The following is an 18,105-nucleotide window of genomic DNA, read 5'->3' on the forward strand; positions in this document are numbered from 1 at the left end:
GCCCTGGATGGCGGGCTTGAAGCCCTTGGTCTTGGCGTAGTCGTTCTTCCCGATCATGTCCTGGTCCTGACCGCGGAACTTGTAGTTGCTGGTCACGGAGATATTGGTGGTCAGCGGGGAAGCCGCAGGTGCGGGCGCATCGGCGGCTGGTTGCGCGAGGGCCGCGCCGGGCAGCACGAGAACGGCGGCGATCAGAACGGGAAGGGCGAGCACCGAGGAGGCGGCGCGGATCGATCTTTGCATCGGGAGGACTCGGGGATGAATGGAGAGCGAAAGCGTAGGAGGGCGCGTATCAAAGCCGTGTAAAGACTGAGGGCCGCTGCGCAAAAAAACTGCAGATGCGGTGTGCGTGCAGAATCCGGATCGCTTCGCCGCGCGCGTCCCGCCCAGGCAACGTCAACCTTCCGCAAACACCATGTCCCTGCTCGAAACTGGCGACCACGACCGCCGACTGGACGAGTCGCTGCTGCGCTCGCTCCATGCGCTGCTGAGCGAGGCCAGCGTGTCGCAGGCCGCGGCAAAGCTGGGCGTCGCGCAGTCTGCGCTGAGCCGCCACCTCAAGGTGCTGCGCCAGCTCACCGGCGACGAACTGCTGGTGCGCGTGGGCAACCGCATGGTGCTCACCGAGCGCGCGCAGGCGCTGGCTGCGCCCACGCGGCGCATCCTCTCCGACATGTCGCTGCTCACTGCCGAGGCCGGGCCCGTCGCGCCGCACGAACTGCGCCAGAGCTTCCGCATCGCAACCTACGACTTCCTGCCGCGGCAGTTCTTTGCCGACATCGCCGAGCGGGTGGCGCGGCAGGCGCCCGAGTGCGACGTGGTCATCCGCGGCCTGGGCTCGCGCTTCGAGCACTACCGCCAGCTCGCGGACGGCGAGGTCGACATGGTCATCACCATCTGGCCCGAGCTGCCCGGGCACCTGCGCGCCGCGAGCCTGCTGACCGAGCCGATGGTCTGCCTGATGCGCGAAGGCCATCCGCTGGCGAAGGCGCCGATGACCCTCGAGGACTACCGCAAGGCGCGGCACCTGTCCTCGCTCGAGCACGTGCCGGGGCAGGGCACCATCATCGACGCGCAGCTCGCTGAACTCGGCGTGTCGGTCCGTACGGCGATGCACACCCAGTTCCTCGGCGTGGCACCGGCCATCCTTGCACGCACCGACCTCGTCTTCACCACCGGCCGCCTGCTGGCCGAGGACTTCGCGCGGCAGTATCCGCTGGCGATCGTGCCGTTCCCCGCAAAGATCAAGCCGCACCGCTACCGCCTCGTGTGGCACGAGCGCACGCACAAGAACCAGGCCATGCGCTGGCTGCGCGGCGAACTGACCGCGGCCGCGCGCGAGCTGGCGCATCGGCCGAGGTCATGACGGCGCTGTCATAACCCGCTGCACAGCGCTGTGCTGGGCGCGGGCGGGGGCGTCGCTATCGTTTCCGCCCATGCCGAACCTTTCCTCTTCCGTGCCGGTACGCCCAGACCTGCTCGCCCGCCTGCCGAAGACCGATCTTCACTTCCACATGGCCGGCACGCTGCGTCCGGCCACGCTGGCCGCGCTGGCGCGCCGGTACGACCTGCCGCTGCCGCGCCCGGTCGAGACGCTCTATGCCTATCGCGACTTCTACGACTTCATCGACGTGCTGCGCATCGCCGCGCAGGCGGTGCGCACCAGCGCCGACTTCGAGCGCGTGGCCTACAAGGCCGTGGAGGATGCGGCGCGCGGCAGCAACGCGCGCCATGTCGAGCTGTCGTTCAACCCGCAGTACTTCATGCCTGCCGGCGTGCCGTATCGCGTGCAAATCGAAGGGCTGGCCGCCGGCCTGCACGCCGCGCGCCGCGACTTCGGCTGCTCGGGCCTGCTGATCGCCTCCTTCGACCGCGGCCTTCCGCTCGACAGCGCCGAACGCGCGATGGACGACATCCTCGGACTGCGCTCGGACCTCGTGGTCGGCGTGGGCCTCGACGGCCCCGAGGGCGCAGGCCCCCCGGCGAAGTTCGCCGCCCTGTTCGGGCGCGCCGGCCGGGCCGGCCTGAAGCGCACCGCCCACGTGTGCGAGGACAACCAGACGCTCGACGAGGCGCCGCCTTCCAACGTGGACGACTGCATCCGCCTGCTGGGCTGCGAGCGGCTCGACCACGGCTACAACCTGCTCGCCGGCGAAGGCGACTTGCAACGCGCGCGCGATCGCGGCATCTGGTTCTGCGTCTGCGGCATCACGAGCGTGGTGCGCAACCAGCGGCGGCGTCTCGACAGCGTGAAGCGCATGGTCGAGGCGGGCCTGCCGGTCAGCCTCAACACGGACGATCCCGCCATGTTTCACACCGACCTGACGCACACCTACGCCACCGTGCTCGAGGGCTGCGGTTGGGGCTGGCCGCAGGCGCGTGCCTTCAGCCTCGCGGGCGTGGACGCCTGCTGGCTCGACGATTTCGCCAAGCGGAGCTTGCGCGAGGAGTTCGAGCGGGAGATCGCCGAGCTCGAGCGGGAGCAGGGCGAGCAAGCCGCTTCGCTGGAAACAAACCGCGACTGAAAGCACGACACACCATGTACCTCGACATCGCACGCCGCCGCGCATTGCTTGCCGCACTGGCCTTCGCCTCATGCGCCACCGCCGCCATCGCCGAGCCCGCCTGGCCCGCGCGCCCGATCACCCTGATCGTGCCCTACGGCGCCGGCGGCAACGTCGACGTCATGGCGCGCTGGATCGGTCCCGAGCTGTCGGCCCGCCTGGGGCAGCCGGTGGTGATCGAGAACGTCTCGGGTGCCGGCGGCGTCATCGGCACCGAGAAGGCAGTGCGCGCGAAGCCCGATGGCTACACCCTGCTGCTGTCGGTCGAGAGCACGGTCGTGATCGCGAAGATGGTGACGCCTTCCACCGTGCGCTACGACGGCCTCGCGGACCTCGTGCCCGTCACCCTGCTCGGCTCCCAGCCACTGGCACTGGTGGGCAAGCCCGCACTGCAGCCGAAGACGGCCGAGGCGCTCTATGCCGAGCTGAAGTCGGCGCCCGGGAAGTTCAGCTATGCGAGTTCCGGCGTCGGCACCTCGCTGCACCTGGGCGGTGAACTGCTGAAGCAGCAGGGCGGTGTGGACATGGTCCACGTGCCCTACCGCGCGGGCGTGCAGATTGTCAGCGACCTGAGCGGCAACCAGCTCGACCTCGCGGTGCTGCCCCTGTCGATGGTGATCCAGCAGGCGCGCTCGGGCAAGCTGCGCGTGTATGGCGTGATGTCGGACAAGGCATCGGCCGCCATGCCCGAAGCGTTGCCTCTCGCAGGCGTGCCGGCCTGGCGCGGCGCCGAGGTGTCCGTGTGGCAGGGCATCTTCGCGCCCAAGGGGACGCCGCCCCGGATCGTCGCGCAACTGCACAGCGCACTGGCACAGGTGCTCGCGAACCCGGGCGTACGGAAGAACTTCGAGGACGGCGGCGTCACGCCGCTGGGAGCCGGGCCGAAGGAGTTCGCCGACTTCCTCCAGGGCGAGGCGGCGAAGTTCAGCGCGATCGTCGCGAAGGGGAACATCCGGGCCGAGTAGAAGCGGGGCGTGAGCCGCCGATTCTCGCCATGGCGCTGCGCGCGGGCACCGTCATCGCGACCACGCCCGCCACGATGCATGCGAGCCCGGCCCACGCGGTGGGCGAGAGCACCTCGCCGAGGAACGCCACGCCGATCATCACGCCGACGGGCACGCGCAGGTACGCTTGCGCGGCGGTCGACATCGGCCCGAGCGTCTTGATCAGCCGGAAGTAGATCGTGAAGGCGAGGGCCGTGGAGAGCACCGCGAGCGCGAGCACGGCGGCCATCGACGCGGCCGAAGGCGCCAGCGTCCACGGCCGGTCGATCGCGAGGCTCGCGGGCAGCAGCATCGCCGCACCGCAGAGCAGCGAGCCCCCGGCCGGCACCATCGGGTCGAGTCCCTTGAACACGCGGCCGAACATCGCCGCGCAGCCATAGCAGACGGCCGCCGCCACCAGCCCGAGCTGCGCGAGCAGCGAATGCCCGAGGCCGTGCAGCGCCTCGAAGCCGACGATCAGGCAGATGCCCGCGAGGCCCGCCGCCACGCCGAAGAGCCGGCGCAGCGTCGGCTTCTCCGCACCGCCCATGCCCAGGCCCAGCAGGAAGATGAAGATCGGCGAGGTCGAGTTGAGGATGGTTGCGAGCCCGGCGTCCACGCTGCGCTCCGCCCACGCGATGAGCGTGAAAGGCAGCACGCTGTTGAGGCAGGCCTGCAGCGCGAAGCGGCGCCACATCGCAGGCTCCCGCGGCAGCCGCACGCCGCGCAGGCGCAGCAGCCCGAGCAGCAGCAAGCCGGCGATCAGGGTGCGCGCCGCGATCAGCGTCACGGGCGGCAGCGTCTGCACGCCGATCTTGATGAAGGTGTACGAGGCGCCCCAGCAGGTGGCGAGTACCGCGAGCAGCATCCATTCGAAGGCGATGCGGGGTGGCGGCTTGGCGGCGGCTGCAGCGAGTGTGGTCGTTGGCATGATGCGCAGATCATCGAGAGTTCGCGGGACGGACACTTCGGCCTGCAACGAAACGTGCGCGTGATGACCGCGGGCCCGAATCTGGGTACGCTGCGCACGGCCCCGATCTCTTTGCATTCAACGCACGACCGACTCCCTATGCCTTCGCTCCTGATCCGCAATGTGCGCCCCATGGGTGCTTCCCCCGTCGATGTGCTGGTGCGCGATGGCCGCATCGCAGAAACCGGCGCCGCGCTTCCTGCGCCCGCCGATGCCGCCGTCGAGGAGGGCGGCGGCGCGCTGCTGCTGCCCGGCCTGGTCGAAGGCCACACCCATCTCGACAAGACGCTGTGGGGCATGGACTGGTACCGCAACGAGGTCGGCGCCAATCTCATCGACAAGATCGAGAACGAGCGCGCCTTCCGTCATGCGAGCGGACACGACGCGGCCGCGCAGTCGCTGGTGCTGGCCAAGGCTTTCCTCGCGCTCGGCACCACGCGGCTGCGCACGCATGTGGACGTCGACACGCAGGCGGGCCTGCGCCATCTCGAAGGCACGCTGCGCACGCGGCAAGCCCTGTGCGACGTGCAGCAGATCCAGATCGTCGCGTTCCCGCAGTCCGGCCTGCTGGGCCGGCCGGGCACGGCCGAACTGCTCGCGCAGGCGCTCGTGCAGGGTGCCGATGTGCTGGGCGGCCTCGACCCCTGCGCGATCGACCGCGACCCGGTGCGCTCGCTCGATGTGCTGTTCGGCATCGCCGACAGGCACCAGCGCCCGCTCGACATCCACCTGCACGAGCCCGGTGCCATGGGTGCGTTCTCGCTCGAGCTGATCCTGCAGCGCACCGAGGCGCTGGGCATGCAGGGCAAGGTCGCGGTGAGCCACGGCTTCTGCCTGGGCGACCTGGGCGAGCGCGAGCGCGACGTGCTGCTCGCGCGCATGGCCAGGCTCGGCGTGGTGCTGGTCACCAGCGCGCCGCCATCGCGCAACGTGCCGCCGCTCATGGCCTGCCGCAAGGCCGGCGTGACGGTGCTCGGCGGCAACGACGGCATCCGCGACACCTGGTCGCCCTACGGCAAACCCGACATGCTGGAGCGCGCGATGCTGATCGGCATGCGCTACAACCTGCGCCGCGACGACGAGATCGACGTGGCGCTCGACACCGTCACCCACGCCGGCGCGCGCGGCTGCGGCTTCGAGGCCTATGGCCTGGAGGCCGGCTGCCGTGCCGACCTGGTGCTGGTCGATGCGCAGACACCGGCGCAGGCCGTGGTCTCGCGGCCGGTGCGCAGGCTGGTGGTGGCGGGCGGCCGTGTCGTGGCGCGCAGCGGCGTGCTGCAGGCCGAGGTGGTGTCCTTGTAGCCCGCACCGCCATGTGCGCCCTCGGCCTACGCAAAGGCCCGCTGCCGGCTGTAGAGCGCCCGCCCGAAGCCGGGAGAGGCTTCGCCGCAGATTCAATCCTCGAACGAAAGGCTTTCCATGCGCGCCAACGACAATTTGCTGTCCGGACCCATTGCCGATGAACTGACGCCGCTGGAAATTTCCCAGGCCGTCCTCCAGGGCGAAGAAAATCCGAACACCGCGCGGCCGCTCACGCCGCTCGAGCAGGCCGCCACGGGCATCGGAACAGGCAGCGGACAACGCTCGTCGCTCGGCCGCATCCTGTGCAGCCCCGCGGTGGCCTGGGGTGCCGCGGCCATGGCGGGCCTGGGCCTGCTCGCCGCGCTGGCCTATGCGAAGCGGGAGCCCACGCCCAGGCCCTGACGCCGCCGGCGAAGGCGGGCAACCAGAACCCGCCTCACTACACTGCTGCGGATGAGCCTTCCCCCTCCACCGCATCGCGTGCGAGAAGACCACCTCGTTTCCTACTTCCTGAGCGGCGATGCCATGCGCAGCCGCAGCGTGAGCGATGTGGTGCTGTCGGGCAGGGTCGATGTGCCTGCGCCTCCCGCGCGCCTGGTTGCGGATTGGGAGCGCGAGGTTTCCTCGCGGCTGGCGCTGGAGCCCGGCGATGTCGAGCCCTTGCCCCTGGCGCGTGCGCGTGCGCGCTGGCCGGACTACCGGCGCTGCGTGCAGGCCATGTCCGACTGGACCCGCGCCATCGGCGTGCCCGAAGCGCTCCTTGCCTCCAGCGAAGTCGCCCTCATGGCCTGCCGCGGCGCCAGCTACCACCATGACGGCGCGCAATACGGCGCCGCGGCCTTCTGCAATCTGTTCCTCTGCGAAGACAAGGAACTGGATGTGCACTTTCCGTTGACGGGCCACCGGATTCCGCTCGCCCGCGGCACGGTCCTGATGTTCGACACCGGCCAGCCGCACGCCGTCGTCGAGCGTGGCAGCAGCGGCTTCGACGCGGCCCGCTTCGCTCCCGGGCGCGACTGCACCCAGGTGTTCCTGAGTTGGGAGCTTCCGATCGAGGATGTGCATGTCGGGCGCGCGCTTCGCATTGCCTTCGACATCGACGCGCGAACCGCATCGCAGCTCGCAGACGAGCAGGTCCGCGTCAATGGCGAGCCGGCCAGCCTGTGCCCGGATTCCGGCCGGTGGCGGCGCCCCGGCTGAGCGACAGGCAGGCACGCCGTCATCGCCGCTACATCGCGGTGTCACAGCTCTTTCTTAGGCTGGAGGCCCTCCAACCGCCTCGAGAAAAAAGGAGTGCCTCCATCCATGCATCCACGATTCATCCTGCGCGCGCCGCTCGCGCTGTCGGTACTGGCCCTTGCATTGACCGCCTGCGGCGGCGGTGATGGTGGAGGCGGCGGGGGCTTCAGCGGCGCTGCTGCCACGTCGGGCAATGCGCCTGGCTCGGACCCGACCCCTGCAGGCACGGCCGGCAAGACCGATGCAGCCTCGCCCGGCGCGGGCAACGAGCCCAGCGTGAGCTACGCGCCCTGACGCCATCGCGTCCCGGCATTCCCAAGACCAAGAACAAACCCCCATGACCACACGCCGCAAGTTTCTCCAGACCGCGACCGGCTCCGGCATTGCCGCCGCCACGCTGGCCACTTTCCCACCCAGCATCCGCCGCGCGCTGGCCATCCCCGCGCACCATGAGACCGGCACCATCAAGGACGTCAAGCACGTCGTGCTGCTGATGCAGGAGAACCGCTCCTTCGACAGCTATTTCGGCACCTTCAAGGGCGTGCGCGGCTACGGCGACCGCTTTGCCGTGCCGGCACCCAACGGCAAGACCATCTTCCACCAGACCTACACCAAGACCACGCCGCCCAGCACCTACACGCCCTACCGGCTCGACGAAAGCAAGGGCAACGCGCAGCGCGCGGGCAGCACGCCGCACGGCTGGTCCGACTCGCAGGCCGCATGGGACCATGGCCGCATGTTCAAGTGGCCCGACGTCAAGAACCTGCTGTCGATGGGCTACTACGACACCGCCGAGGTGCCGTTCCAGCGCGCGCTGGCCGAGGCCTTCACGCTGTGCGACCACTACCACTGCGGCATGCACACCGGCACCATCGCGAATCGCCTGTTCTACTGGAGCGGCACCAATGGCCCGAACGGCATCAGCCCCGCCGACGGCAGCAAGGTGCAGCTCGCGGTGCTCAACAACCAGTTCAACGCGGGCAACGACATCGGCGCATCCACCGAAGGCTGGACCTGGACCACCTATGCCGACCGGCTCGAGAAGGCCGGTGTGAAATGGAAGGTCTACCAGAGCCTGATCGACAACTTCGGCTGCAACGAGATGATGAGCTTTCGCCACTGGCGCACCGCCATCGAGCAGATGCCGGCGGCGCGCCGCCCCGTCTACGTTCCCGCGACCGACATCACGCAGCCGGTCACCGCGGCCGGGCCGTTCTATGACCCGGCCATCGACGATGCGCTCAGCCCGCTCGCCAAGGGCTTCGGCAACACCATGCCGCAGGGCTTTCTCGAAACCTTCCGCGAGGACATCCGCAACGGCACCTTGCCTGCGGTGTCGTGGATCATTTCGCCGTCGGCCTACAGCGAGCACCCCGGACCATCGAGCCCGGCCAAGGGCGGCTGGTACGTGCAGGAAGTGCTGGACGCGCTGACCTCCAACCCCGAGGTCTGGAGCAAGACCGTGCTGCTCATCAACTTCGACGAGAACGACGGCTTCTTCGACCACCTGCCGTCGCCCGCGGTGCCCTCGCGCAACCCCGACGGCTCGCTGGCCGGCGCCACCACGCTGGCCGAGGCCGACACGGCCGTCGAGTACCACAACCACACGCCGGCCACGCCCAAGCAGCCCGCCATGGACGGCCGCCCCTACGGCCCCGGCCCGCGCGTGCCGATGTGGGTGGTCTCGCCCTGGAGCCGCGGCGGCTGGGTCAACTCGCAGGTCTGCGACCACACCTCCACGCTCATGTTTTTGGAGAAGTGCTTCGGCGTGGCCGAGCCGCAGATCAGCAAGTACCGCCGCGCCGTCTGCAGCGACCTCACGAGCGCCTTCAACTTCGAGCGCCCCAACGACGAACCGCTGCCCACGCTGGCCGGCCGCAAGACCAAGGCCGAGGCCGATGCGCTGACCGCTGCGCAGGAGGCGCTGCCGAAGATCGTCCCGGCGGCCGACGCCGACCTGCCGGTGCAGGCCACCGGCGTGCGCCCCTCGCGCGCGCTGCCTTACGAGCTGCACGCCAGTGCGCGCAGCGATGCGCTCAACGGCCGCGTCCAGCTGCTGTTCGCCAACAGCGGCCGGGCCGCCGCCGTGTTCCACGTCTACGACAAGCTGCACCTGTCGGACCGCCTGCCGCGCCGCTACGTGGTGGAGCCCGGCAAGCAGCTCGACGGTTACTGGAGCGCCATGGCCGACGATGCCGGTCTGTACGACCTGTGGGTGCTCGGCCCCAACGGCTTTCACCGCCAGTTCAAGGGCGACCTGAACCGGCTGCGCGCCGGCAGCGCGCCCGCGCCCGAGATCCGCGTAGGCTACGACGCGCGCCGCGGCGACCTCTACCTGCAGATGCGCAACGATGGCCGGCGCGACTGCCGCTTCACCGTGCGGCCCAACAAGGCCTACCCGCGTCCCGACGCCTACCAGGCTGGCGGCAGGGACCGCAACGGCAGCAACGGGCGCGGCAACGACGGACATGGCAGCGACGACAAGGGCACCTACGGCCACAACCCCGACGGCTCGTGGAGCATCCGCGTCAAGGGCGGCGGCGAAACCGGCATGCGCTGGAGCCTGGACGCGAGCGGCCAGTGGTACGACTTCGTCGTGACCTGCGATGCCGATCCTTCCTTCTACCGCCGCCTGGCCGGCCGCATCGAGACCGGGCGGCATTCGGTGAGCGATCCGGCCATGGGCCTGCAGGACCGCTTCTGACCCGGCAGCGGGCTGCTGCTACGGCAGCAGCCTGGCGATCGCATCGGCGAACGACGGAATGTCGGTCTCGGTGTGCGTCGTCGAGTAGGTGGTCTCGGTGATCGACAGGCCCGGGTAGCCTCGGGCCAGAAGCCGCGCGTGCATTCGGCCCACAGGTTCGAAGTTGCACTCGACCGGCTTGTCGCAGCGCGTGAGAACCAGCGTTGCCGGCAAGGGCCGGTCGCCCAGCGCATCGTGCATTCGCTGCTCGAGGTCTTCGTACTCGGCCGTCTGGAAGTCGAACGCGGCTTCGAACGCCAGGAAGTGCGAGAACACCAGGCTGCCTGCCGCCCCCTCGAGGAACAGCGCGATGCCGGCCATGCTCCCGCTCAGCGACAGCCCGGTCAGCAGGCGCTGCCCTGCGTCGGCGCGGTACTTCGACTCGACGAACGGCACCAGTTCGAGCGCGAGGAAGTCGTGGTACGGCACGGCGCCCGGCATCGTGTAGTCTTGCTCGCGGCGCGCCGAGCCGCCGATGCCGACCAGGATCGCTTCGGTGCGGTGCTGCTCGAGGATGTTCCTGAGGTCTGAAAACCGCGTGTTGGGCGGATTGAAGACCCCGTCGGCGTCCATTGCGTAGATGACGGGATAGGCCGCCGAGCTGCCGTCGTAGGAGGCCGGCAGGTAGATCTCGAGCGCGTAGGTTGCGCCTGTCTTGGCCGAGGTGATGGTGTCGGAAACGACGCGGCTGGCGGCGGGCGGCGATTCGGCGGGCGTCGCGGGGGGCTCGGGTACCGGTGCGGGCGCTGGCGCAGGCTCGGGCGGCGCGGCCGGCGCATCGGGGGGCGGCGGCGTGGCCGGCGTATCGGGCGGCGGTGCAACGGTGGCCACCGGCGCTACCGGCGCTACCGGCGCGACCGGCACGAAGGCGCCACCGCCGCCTCCGCCGCCTCCGCCACCTCCGCCACCTCCGCCGCAGCTCCACATTCCGAGCGCGAGCGCCCAGCTTCCGGCCCCTACGAACGCACGCATCCTTTGCCCAAGCTGCATCGGAGTTTTCCTCGAACCTGGTGGCTTGAAGAGGCGCATCAGGGGCGTCGCGCCAAGGAAAAAAAGCGCCGGCCCGATGCGGACTTTTTCAGGATGCCACGGGAAGCCGTGGCTGCAGCGCTCTTCGGGGTAGCTGGAAAACGAAAAAGTCGTATCCATCCCAGGCGGGCACGAGGGTTGGCGGGCCGCGCGTCATCGGGGAGGCACTTACACTGCGGCCATGAGAAGCGCAAGGGATGTTCAATGCGGCCTGCAGCCCGTGGTGGAGCTGCGGAAAGAGGCTGCGTCGTACGCTTATTCCGTTCGCGCGCCGCGTTCGAAGGGTGTCATCCCGCCCAGCTCGTACAGCAACGGCGGCTTCTCGACGCTCGCCGACTGCCTGCTCGACGTGGCGCGCGCACTCGGTGGCGACTTCAAGCGCATCTACGTGCGCCTTGACGGCTACTGCGTTGGGGAGCGCGATATCGCCGAATTGCGCCATGGGCCGCAAGAGGTCGCGGCCGCCCTCAGGGCTGCCTGCGACGCGATTGCGAGCGCCGCCGAAGCGGGTGCCGCCGCATCGGAAGCCAACGATCCCTGAGCACGGCCCCTACGCGATGCGAGCTGAACCTGCGGGGCGATCCGGGTGCCTTTCTGCACCGCTTGTCATTCGCGGAAGCTACAGTCAGGTTCCGAACCATGAGGAGGCAGTCGCATGAGCTATGACTTGATGGTGTTTGCAGTGGAAGCCGCGCCCAGGGACCGGGCCGCATTTCTCGAGTGGTATGAAGGCCATGCCGAATGGGCGGAAGGGCATTCCTACGACAACCCGGATGTGAGCACGCCTGCGTTGAGGGCTTGGTTCCTGGAAATGATCCAGTCCTACCCCGCCATGAATGGCCCGTTTTCGTCCGAAGAGTTTCCGGAGGACGACGCCGTCGTGACCGACTACAGCGTCGGGCGGGAAGTGATCTATGCAGCATTCGCGTGGTCGAAGGCTGAAGCGGCCTATGACGCCGTTGTCGCCGTTGCCGCGAAACACGGGGTCGGGTTCTTCAATGCGAGCTCGGACGGCGCGGAGGTTTGGCTTCCCGACGGCAAGGGCGGCTTGCAACTGGCGCACTCCGCGTGAAGGTCCCGCAGGTTCTCGACGACACCAGCCAGACCGCCAATCCCGCCGCCAATTCCGCCGCATGGGCCCGCCTGCGCGACATGGTCGCAGCGCGAACCCCCGTGGACGGGCGCACCGATGCGCTGTATCCGGGGCTGCGCTGCTACCGCTTCTCGCGCCCGGCCCGCTACGAGAAAACCCAGCGCCTCACGCCGGGCGTGGTGGTGGTTTTGCAGGGCCGCAAGACGGTGCACCTTGGTGGCCACCGCCGTTCGCTCGACTACGGCGCCGCGCAGTGCCTGGTGCTCGGGGCCGAGGCCGCGTGCCTCGGTACGGTCGTCGCAGCGAGCGCCGAAGCGCCCTACCTCGCGATTCATCTCGACCTGCCGCCCGACGTGCTGGTCAAGTCTTTTGTCGCGCTCGCGGAAAGCGGCGCGCTGGCGGCAGAGCCCGCGCGCGTGACCGAGAACTTCACGGCGCCGGTGGCGCCGGAGGTGATCGACGCCTTCGCCCGCCTGCTGCTGGCGGCCGACGACCCGGTGGAGCGCCGCACGCTCGCGCCGCTGTCCGTCGAAGAGATCGTGCTGCGGCTGCTGCGTTCGGAAGCCGCAGCCGCCATCCGCAGCGCGGGCGCTGTCACCAGGGCTGGCGCACGCATACAGGCGGCCATCGCCTTCATGCGCCGCCATCTGGACCGGCCGCTGTCGGTGGCCGAGATCGCCGGCCACGTGCACATGAGCCCTTCGCACTTTGCGCACAGTTTTCGCGAAGTGGCGGGTGTTACGCCGATGCGCTGCATCCGCGACCTTCGCCTCGAAGAAGCGCGCGTGCTGATGCTGGGCGCCGGCCTGCGGCCCGGCGATGCGGCTGCGAAGGTGGGATTCGAGAGCGCGGCGCATTTCAACCGTGCGTTCCGCAGGCGGTTCGAGGCGACGCCTGCGGAATACGTGCGGCGCGTGCAGTCGGGTTGATGGGAAAGAGGGCTGCGGCAAGCTTCGCAGCCATGGTCAATTTGTTCGCAGCTTCGCGCCTTGGCGCGGGGAAGGGCGCTGGCTAACCTGCCGTCTCCCTAATCCTTCAAGCCAAAGACAAAGAATCTCCATGGACCCGATCAGCCTCATCATCACTTTCGAAGCCAAGCCCGAGCGCGCATCCGCGTTCGCCGAACTCATGCAGCAGGTCAAGCAGTCGCTGCCATCGGTGGACGGCTGCCGCGGTGTGCGGCTGTTCGGGCACGGCGACAACGCCTGCGCGTTCACGCTGGTCGAGTCGTGGGAATCGCGCCGCCATCATCAGGCGCATATCGCGGGCGTGGTGTCGTCCGGCGCATGGGACGCGATGGCGGCCGAGTTGGCTCGCGAGCCCGTCAGCTGCTATTGCAACGAACTTTGATGCGGTGCGCCGGGGCAGGAGCGATGTGCCTTATCTTGGGGTGTTGCTCGGGTGAGTGCCTGCGTTCTCCTCGGATTCCTTCCATGCCGCCCAGCATTGTTGGCTGCAGCATGGCCACCAACCAAGTGGCCCGCACTCCACGACCTCACCGCAACCTGTTCGGCACCAGACGGTGTGCCGCCGCGACGCAGGCGCGCTGGCTTGATGCGGCCTTCGTTCCAACTGCCTCACCGCCAACGCGAACGGCGTCCCCTCCACTGGCTGGTCCATCACTTGTCGTCCCTGGGATCGCTTGTCTGTTGCCAGTTCGTGTCGCCGAAGGAGCTGTGCTTGATGATGGGCATGATCTCGCCCTTGTCGAAGTAGCGCCGGCTGTCCAGCTGGGCCGGGGTGAACCACCAGCCGGCCTGTGGGCAGGGTTCGCCGCCGGGGATGAGCGGCTTTCTTTTCGAGGTGGCGGTCCGGCCTTCATCGGGCGAGGGCTTGCGGCGCTGTTCCGCGCTGGGCCAGTCGCTGTCATCGTCGAAGCGACGCATCCAGCGCAACGAGCTCTCGTAGCCGAAACGGGGATTCGGGTCGCCGTCCCAGGGATCGAGCGTGTTCAGGTTCAGCTCGTCGCAGCGGATCGGGCGAATCAGGCGGTTGGCTTTGGCCAGCACATCGGGCACGCCGTCTTCCACCGGGTACAGGTCGAGGTCGCCCAACTCGATCCAGAGGCCGTTGGCGCCGTCAGGGTTGAGCTTGTCCCGCGGGTAGGGGACCGAGGTGATCTTGATGCGCGGGTCGGCCAGTTCGACACGGATCTGATGCTCGGGCTTGCCCAGCTTGCGTTGCCATACGGGCGAGAGCATGAAACACCACGTCGGAGGGCGCAAACCAGCGCCAAGGTCAGTCGGATTCACAAACCCTTCATGAATCTTGTCGTGATATTGGTAGCCCATCTTGGATGGATGATCGATGTCCAGGCCGTAGAAGTAATCGGCGCAGATGCGCTCCAGCACATCAGACTCATAAGATCCCATTACGCCAAGGTCGCCGTTGCCCACCTCGTAACCCATGTACGCCTGCTCGGGCCGAACTGACTTGATGCAATCGAGCACGAAGTCGCTCCACCGTGTTTCATTACCGTCCTGGTACCAGTCGTAGCAGAAAATCAGTTTGAGCGTGCTGTAGCACTGTTGAGGTACGTGGTCCACACGTGCGGAGTAGGACCACAGTGGCGATGCATCGGGCGACTCCATGTCGGTCGCCATCAAATAGAAGGTTTCAAACTCTTCTTGGTGGTGCTTGGCTTCGGCCCGAAGGTCTGTCGGAAGCCGCTTGTCCCCTGCTTTGAGCCAAACCTGCGTGCGCGACTTGAACACCCTCTCGAAGGGGTTGTCCATGATCTGCTCAAAGCACTCCCAGATGTCGATGAACTTGTTTGCCACCGACATGTAATCCTCAGGCTGGTGGTAAACATAGAAGGTCACATAGGGACAGATACCCAATTCACGCCCTTTGTCGCCATAGAACCACTGCGGCGCGACCTTGCTCTCGCGAATAAATTCCTCGATCTCTTCAGGGTCCAGAAACAATTTGGCCGTACTCATTAGATTCCTCACTTCTTGCCGTGGTGGCCGCGACCGCCCGGTGTTCTTCGATCCTGCTGCTTTGAAGGTACTTCCTTCTTCTCGTTCTCGCCTGACTTATCGGTTTCCTTCTTCGCCTCGTGTACCGCGATGTCCTCCGGGTACCGAAATAGCGACAGCCTTCCGCCCGAAGTCACGGGCTTACCTTGGAACGTGAGGGAGGCCCGGGCCGTGTTGACCTTTGCTGCGTGCTTGAGCAAGCGGTCATAAGCTTGGAACTGCTTCTTCTCAATCCGATCCCCCGGGAACTTGATCTCCACAATAGCGAAGATGTTGCCCTTGTCCGGCCGTTGATGCCGGTACTCCGAGATCATGAGGTCGGCCGCGATGCTGCCCTTGCGGTACTGGAACGGGCTGGGATAGAACGGATTGATTTTCCCCAGCCGCTGCAGCTTGGTGGCCTCTTCCACGGGATGATCGTCGAAGGATGGCGGCGGTCCGAAGTTCACCTCGCATTTCAACGGGCTGGCCCAGCTCAGGCACTCGTCCACGAACTCGAACAACAGGTTGACCGCCAGCTGCTTCAGCCTGATCACGAAGAACGCCTCGAGTTCCACATCGGTCAATTGCTCGACCGACATCGACAACAGTTCCTCGATGATCTTGCGCTTGGCCCTGGGCAGATCCTTGATCGATACGCCCTTCTTTTTCCGAAGGCTCAGCACCGGCATGCGGTCGGCCGCGGCGCATACCTGGGTGATGGCATCGCGGAATGGAATCTTCTGCTCGATGGCCGCATTGATGGTGGCATCCGTGGCGCCGCGGCCGGCGGCCTTGCGCGTGTTCTGCCCCTGCGGGTCGGTGGCCTCGAGGGCCAGCAGGATCGCGACTTCCTCCTTCTCCTCGATCTTCTGCGCGATCTCGTCCTGGATGCTCTGGATGACCTTGCGAATCTCCTCCTTGGCCTTGCCGATGTCCTTGCCGTATTTTTCGACCCCTTCGTACAGTTCTTCGGCCAGCTCGCCCAATTCATGAACCGTGATGGCGAGGGCGATCAGCTCGAGCACGCCCCAGACGATGGCGGGTACCGGCATTACGCGGCCTCGCCTCCAGGAGCGCTGCCTGGTGCCGGCGCGCTACGGGCTTCGGCTTGTCCGGCCCTGGCCTCCAGCACGGACGACCAGTTCTCCGTCACTCGCTCGCTCTCGCGCATGATCGACTTGTAGCCCTTCAGACCGATGGCCATCTCGCTATTGACCAGGCGGGTCTGGCCGGCCTTGGACGTATCGCCACTTTCCAGCAACTTGCGCTGCTGGTCATGGATTTCGTAGGCGTAGCCCTCGAAGGGGCGGTTGTCGGTCTTGAAGAGTTGGTAGTCGGCCTTGTACGGACCCAGGTCGAGATTGGGCAGCTTCAGCTCGATCGACGGCACCGGCACGCTCTTCGGCCCCACCATCGAATGCGAAGCCGCATGCGCGCGCCACAGGCCGAGGGTGCCGCTCTCGATGCCGCCGGCGGTCCAGCGCGTGTAGCTGGAGCCGCCGTTGACGAGCACCTCTTCCTTCGCCGTGATGGTGATCCGGTTGGCCTCCATCTTGATGTCCAGCTTGGCCAGCGCGTTGATGCTGTCCCTGAGCGCCGTGAGGTCGATGTCCGCCGCCGCCGCCGCCATGCGGATGCCGTTGTTGAAGGCCACCATGCGCACCGCATCCTTGGCGCTCACCAGGAAGCTGTTGCCCGTGGCCACGCTGGTGTGCGCGCCGCTCGTGAGGGCCGTGTGTTCCACGCTCACGAGGTGGGTGCTCGCGGCCGTGGTGGCCTGGATGCCCGCGGGGCTCGCCAAGGTCAGGTGCGGCTCCTGGAACTCCGGGAACTCGCCCTGGCCCGGCCTGCCGCCGCTTCCCTTGATCGCGTCGTTCTGCGCCTTCAGCGCCCGGGCCACCTCGTCCTGGTCGCCCGCCTCGTGCGCCTGGGCCTGCTGCGCCACCTGCGCCAGGCTCTCGTGCAGGTCGCGCCCCTGCGTGAGCCGCGCCACCGTCTCGCGCATGTCGGTGATGTGGCCCTGCGCATTGGCGCGCGCCTCGGTGCTCAGCAGCAGGCCCTTGGCCGATCTCACCGCCCCGTGCCCGTCGGTGCGCAGCTCGAAGCCCTGGCCCCGGTCGTCCTTGCGCCCGGCCGTGTCCTCGATGCGCCCGACGTGGCCCAGGCTCAGGCTGGAGCTCTGGTGGTCGCTCTTGAGCTGGGCCTGCACCTTGCCGCTGGAATCATCGAGCGCCAGGTGGTTGCTGCGTCCGCCGCCCAACTCGCGGCTGCGAATGCCCGTGAGCTGCTTCTGGCTGGGCAGGGCCCAAGCGGGCATCTCGTCGGCGTTGTGCACCCGGCCGGTGACGATCGGGTGGTCGGGGTCGCCGCTCAGGAAATCGACGATCACCTCCTGCCCGATGCGCGGCAAGGCGGCCGCGCCGAAAGTGGCACCGGCCCAGGATGTGGACACGCGCACCCAGCAGCTCGAATGCTCGTTGTGCTGGCCCAGCCGGTCCCAGTGGAACTGCACCTTGATGCGGCCGTAGCGGTCGGTCCAGATCTCCTCGCCCGCGGGGCCCACCACCATCGCCGTCTGCGGGCCGCGGGTGCGGGGCTTGGGCGTGCTGCGTTGCGGGCGCCAGGCGTAGCTCGTGGGCTGGGCCTCGTGGCGAAAGTGGTAGTAGATGCCTTGCTCGCACAGGCGGGACACGAAGGAAAAGTCGTCCTCGTGGTACTGCACGCAGTAGGTCCAGGGGCGGTAGCTGCGGTGGAGCTTCTGCTCCATCGGGTGGCCGTAGCGGCCCAGCACGGCCGCAACGATCTCGGGGACGGTCTGGTCCTGGAAGATGCGGAAGTCGGAGCGGCGCGTGGCCAGCCAGAGCCAGGGGCGCAGCCGCATGCCGTAGAAGGCCTGGCGGTCGTCTTCGTGCGACAGGCCGAAGCGGGTGACAAGGCCGGCCAGGTAGCGCGGGGCGCCGCTCTCGGTTTCCATCACGACGGTGGCCGTCTTGCCGAGCAGGGCCTTCGCATCGATGGCATTGCTGCTGCCCAGCAGCTCGAGGTCGAAGGCATAGGCCTGGCTGAGCGCCTCGCGTCCCGCCAGCCGATGGAACTGCAAGGCATCGCCCAGGCGCGAGTGCAGGATGACGCGCCTTCTCATGGACGCGGACGAACCACGGGCGCGGGCGAACGGGCTCGCGCGATCGAACATTGACATGAAAGCTCCCTGGCCGCCCT

The 18,105-nt window shown here is 67.8% G+C and carries 17 protein-coding genes and 1 pseudogene; 12 read left to right on the forward strand and 6 right to left on the reverse strand.

Annotation, left to right across the window (positions count from 1 at the left end; translation table 11 throughout):
- A pseudogene (locus FB547_RS06315) lies at positions 1 to 243 on the reverse strand (hypothetical protein); the annotation flags it as partial.
- Between the two features lie 172 nt (positions 244 to 415).
- Between FB547_RS06315 and FB547_RS06320 the strand changes: the two are divergent.
- The 3 genes from FB547_RS06320 (at position 416) to FB547_RS06330 (ending at position 3,529) form a co-directional block, all read left to right on the forward strand.
- Positions 416 to 1,366, forward strand: a complete 951-nt coding sequence (locus FB547_RS06320; RefSeq protein WP_145740601.1) for a LysR family transcriptional regulator — start codon at positions 416 to 418, stop codon at positions 1,364 to 1,366.
- A gap of 91 nt (positions 1,367 to 1,457) precedes the next feature.
- Positions 1,458 to 2,525: an adenosine deaminase family protein gene (locus FB547_RS06325; protein WP_186454120.1), complete on the forward strand. Its 1,068-nt coding sequence runs from the start codon at positions 1,458 to 1,460 to the stop codon at positions 2,523 to 2,525.
- A gap of 14 nt (positions 2,526 to 2,539) precedes the next feature.
- Entirely contained in the window at positions 2,540 to 3,529 is a 990-nt protein-coding gene (locus FB547_RS06330) for a Bug family tripartite tricarboxylate transporter substrate binding protein (protein ID WP_145740604.1), read from the forward strand.
- On the opposite strand, the gene FB547_RS06335 is transcribed toward FB547_RS06330, so the two are convergent.
- Positions 3,489 to 4,478, reverse strand: coding sequence for a DMT family transporter (locus tag FB547_RS06335; RefSeq protein WP_261380233.1), 990 nt, complete (start codon positions 4,476 to 4,478; stop codon positions 3,489 to 3,491). The two genes, FB547_RS06330 and FB547_RS06335, sit on opposite strands and share 41 nt — an antisense overlap.
- Before the next feature lie 138 nt (positions 4,479 to 4,616).
- On the opposite strand from FB547_RS06335, the gene FB547_RS06340 reads away from it, so the two are divergent.
- From FB547_RS06340 to FB547_RS06360, 5 genes are all read left to right on the forward strand, one after another.
- Positions 4,617 to 5,819: an amidohydrolase family protein gene (locus FB547_RS06340; protein WP_145740606.1), complete on the forward strand. Its 1,203-nt coding sequence runs from the start codon at positions 4,617 to 4,619 to the stop codon at positions 5,817 to 5,819.
- A 117-nt stretch (positions 5,820 to 5,936) separates the two neighbouring features.
- Positions 5,937 to 6,221 (forward strand): hypothetical protein, encoded by a 285-nt coding sequence (locus tag FB547_RS06345; protein WP_145740608.1) that lies wholly within the window; start codon positions 5,937 to 5,939, stop codon positions 6,219 to 6,221.
- A gap of 51 nt (positions 6,222 to 6,272) precedes the next feature.
- A complete protein-coding gene (locus tag FB547_RS06350; RefSeq protein WP_145740610.1) occupies positions 6,273 to 7,019 on the forward strand; it encodes a hypothetical protein in 747 nt (248 codons plus the stop codon).
- A 105-nt stretch (positions 7,020 to 7,124) separates the two neighbouring features.
- The gene (locus tag FB547_RS06355; RefSeq protein WP_145740612.1) at positions 7,125 to 7,352 is read left to right on the forward strand and encodes a hypothetical protein; all 228 of its coding nucleotides are present in this window, start codon (positions 7,125 to 7,127) and stop codon (positions 7,350 to 7,352) included.
- A 43-nt stretch (positions 7,353 to 7,395) separates the two neighbouring features.
- Positions 7,396 to 9,762 carry a phosphocholine-specific phospholipase C gene (locus FB547_RS06360; protein WP_145740613.1) on the forward strand — a complete coding sequence of 789 codons (2,367 nt, stop codon included), beginning with the start codon at positions 7,396 to 7,398 and terminating at the stop codon, positions 9,760 to 9,762.
- A gap of 18 nt (positions 9,763 to 9,780) precedes the next feature.
- On the opposite strand, the gene FB547_RS06365 is transcribed toward FB547_RS06360, so the two are convergent.
- Positions 9,781 to 10,773 carry an alpha/beta hydrolase gene (locus FB547_RS06365; protein ID WP_261380234.1) on the reverse strand — a complete coding sequence of 331 codons (993 nt, stop codon included), beginning with the start codon at positions 10,771 to 10,773 and terminating at the stop codon, positions 9,781 to 9,783.
- A 238-nt stretch (positions 10,774 to 11,011) separates the two neighbouring features.
- Here FB547_RS06365 and FB547_RS06370 point away from each other — a divergent pair, with 238 nt between their 5' ends.
- From FB547_RS06370 to FB547_RS06385, 4 genes are all read left to right on the forward strand, one after another.
- Positions 11,012 to 11,371 carry a hypothetical protein gene (locus FB547_RS06370; RefSeq protein ID WP_145740618.1) on the forward strand — a complete coding sequence of 120 codons (360 nt, stop codon included), beginning with the start codon at positions 11,012 to 11,014 and terminating at the stop codon, positions 11,369 to 11,371.
- 114 nt (positions 11,372 to 11,485) lie between these two features.
- Positions 11,486 to 11,902, forward strand: a complete 417-nt coding sequence (locus tag FB547_RS06375; protein ID WP_145740619.1) for a hypothetical protein — start codon at positions 11,486 to 11,488, stop codon at positions 11,900 to 11,902.
- Positions 11,899 to 12,852: an AraC family transcriptional regulator gene (locus FB547_RS06380; protein ID WP_145740621.1), complete on the forward strand. Its 954-nt coding sequence runs from the start codon at positions 11,899 to 11,901 to the stop codon at positions 12,850 to 12,852. The genes FB547_RS06375 and FB547_RS06380 overlap by 4 nt, the downstream gene beginning before the upstream one ends.
- Before the next feature lie 130 nt (positions 12,853 to 12,982).
- Complete coding sequence (locus FB547_RS06385; protein ID WP_145740623.1) at positions 12,983 to 13,273, forward strand: putative quinol monooxygenase; 291 nt, start codon at positions 12,983 to 12,985, stop codon at positions 13,271 to 13,273.
- Between the two features lie 269 nt (positions 13,274 to 13,542).
- Here FB547_RS06385 and FB547_RS06390 read toward each other — a convergent pair whose 3' ends face one another.
- Genes FB547_RS06390 through FB547_RS06400 form a run of 3 tightly spaced genes read right to left on the reverse strand, consistent with a single transcriptional unit; the run spans position 13,543 to position 18,028 of the window.
- The gene (locus tag FB547_RS06390; RefSeq protein WP_145740625.1) at positions 13,543 to 14,865 is read right to left on the reverse strand and encodes a DUF3396 domain-containing protein; all 1,323 of its coding nucleotides are present in this window, start codon (positions 14,863 to 14,865) and stop codon (positions 13,543 to 13,545) included.
- 8 nt (positions 14,866 to 14,873) lie between these two features.
- Positions 14,874 to 15,938, reverse strand: coding sequence for a VRR-NUC domain-containing protein (locus tag FB547_RS06395; protein WP_145740627.1), 1,065 nt, complete (start codon positions 15,936 to 15,938; stop codon positions 14,874 to 14,876).
- A complete protein-coding gene (locus FB547_RS06400; protein ID WP_261380256.1) occupies positions 15,938 to 18,028 on the reverse strand; it encodes a type VI secretion system Vgr family protein in 2,091 nt (696 codons plus the stop codon). The genes FB547_RS06395 and FB547_RS06400 overlap by 1 nt, the downstream gene beginning before the upstream one ends.
- Positions 18,029 to 18,105: the final 77 nt, after the last annotated feature.

The sequence above is a fragment of the Variovorax beijingensis genome (assembly GCF_007828835.1).
GTDB classification, from domain to species: domain Bacteria; phylum Pseudomonadota; class Gammaproteobacteria; order Burkholderiales; family Burkholderiaceae_C; genus Variovorax; species Variovorax beijingensis_A.

What these genes read in the sequence shown, in the direction of transcription:
- FB547_RS06395 (WP_145740627.1), bottom strand. Translation starts at nt 15,938, where the DNA reads ATGCCGGTACCCGCCATCGTCTGGGGCGTGCTCGAGCTGATCGCCCTC.
- FB547_RS06355 (WP_145740612.1), top strand. Translation starts at nt 7,125, where the DNA reads ATGCATCCACGATTCATCCTGCGCGCGCCGCTCGCGCTGTCGGTACTG.
- FB547_RS06390 (WP_145740625.1), bottom strand. Translation starts at nt 14,865, where the DNA reads ATGAGTACGGCCAAATTGTTTCTGGACCCTGAAGAGATCGAGGAATTT.
- FB547_RS06365 (WP_261380234.1), bottom strand. Translation starts at nt 10,773, where the DNA reads ATGCGTGCGTTCGTAGGGGCCGGAAGCTGGGCGCTCGCGCTCGGAATG.
- FB547_RS06370 (WP_145740618.1), top strand. Translation starts at nt 11,012, where the DNA reads ATGAGAAGCGCAAGGGATGTTCAATGCGGCCTGCAGCCCGTGGTGGAG.
- FB547_RS06335 (WP_261380233.1), bottom strand. Translation starts at nt 4,478, where the DNA reads ATGCCAACGACCACACTCGCTGCAGCCGCCGCCAAGCCGCCACCCCGC.
- FB547_RS06385 (WP_145740623.1), top strand. Translation starts at nt 12,983, where the DNA reads ATGGACCCGATCAGCCTCATCATCACTTTCGAAGCCAAGCCCGAGCGC.
- FB547_RS06400 (WP_261380256.1), bottom strand. Translation starts at nt 18,028, where the DNA reads ATGAGAAGGCGCGTCATCCTGCACTCGCGCCTGGGCGATGCCTTGCAG.
- FB547_RS06330 (WP_145740604.1), top strand. Translation starts at nt 2,540, where the DNA reads ATGTACCTCGACATCGCACGCCGCCGCGCATTGCTTGCCGCACTGGCC.
- FB547_RS06345 (WP_145740608.1), top strand. Translation starts at nt 5,937, where the DNA reads ATGCGCGCCAACGACAATTTGCTGTCCGGACCCATTGCCGATGAACTG.
- FB547_RS06350 (WP_145740610.1), top strand. Translation starts at nt 6,273, where the DNA reads ATGAGCCTTCCCCCTCCACCGCATCGCGTGCGAGAAGACCACCTCGTT.
- FB547_RS06375 (WP_145740619.1), top strand. Translation starts at nt 11,486, where the DNA reads ATGAGCTATGACTTGATGGTGTTTGCAGTGGAAGCCGCGCCCAGGGAC.
- FB547_RS06320 (WP_145740601.1), top strand. Translation starts at nt 416, where the DNA reads ATGTCCCTGCTCGAAACTGGCGACCACGACCGCCGACTGGACGAGTCG.
- FB547_RS06340 (WP_145740606.1), top strand. Translation starts at nt 4,617, where the DNA reads ATGCCTTCGCTCCTGATCCGCAATGTGCGCCCCATGGGTGCTTCCCCC.
- FB547_RS06360 (WP_145740613.1), top strand. Translation starts at nt 7,396, where the DNA reads ATGACCACACGCCGCAAGTTTCTCCAGACCGCGACCGGCTCCGGCATT.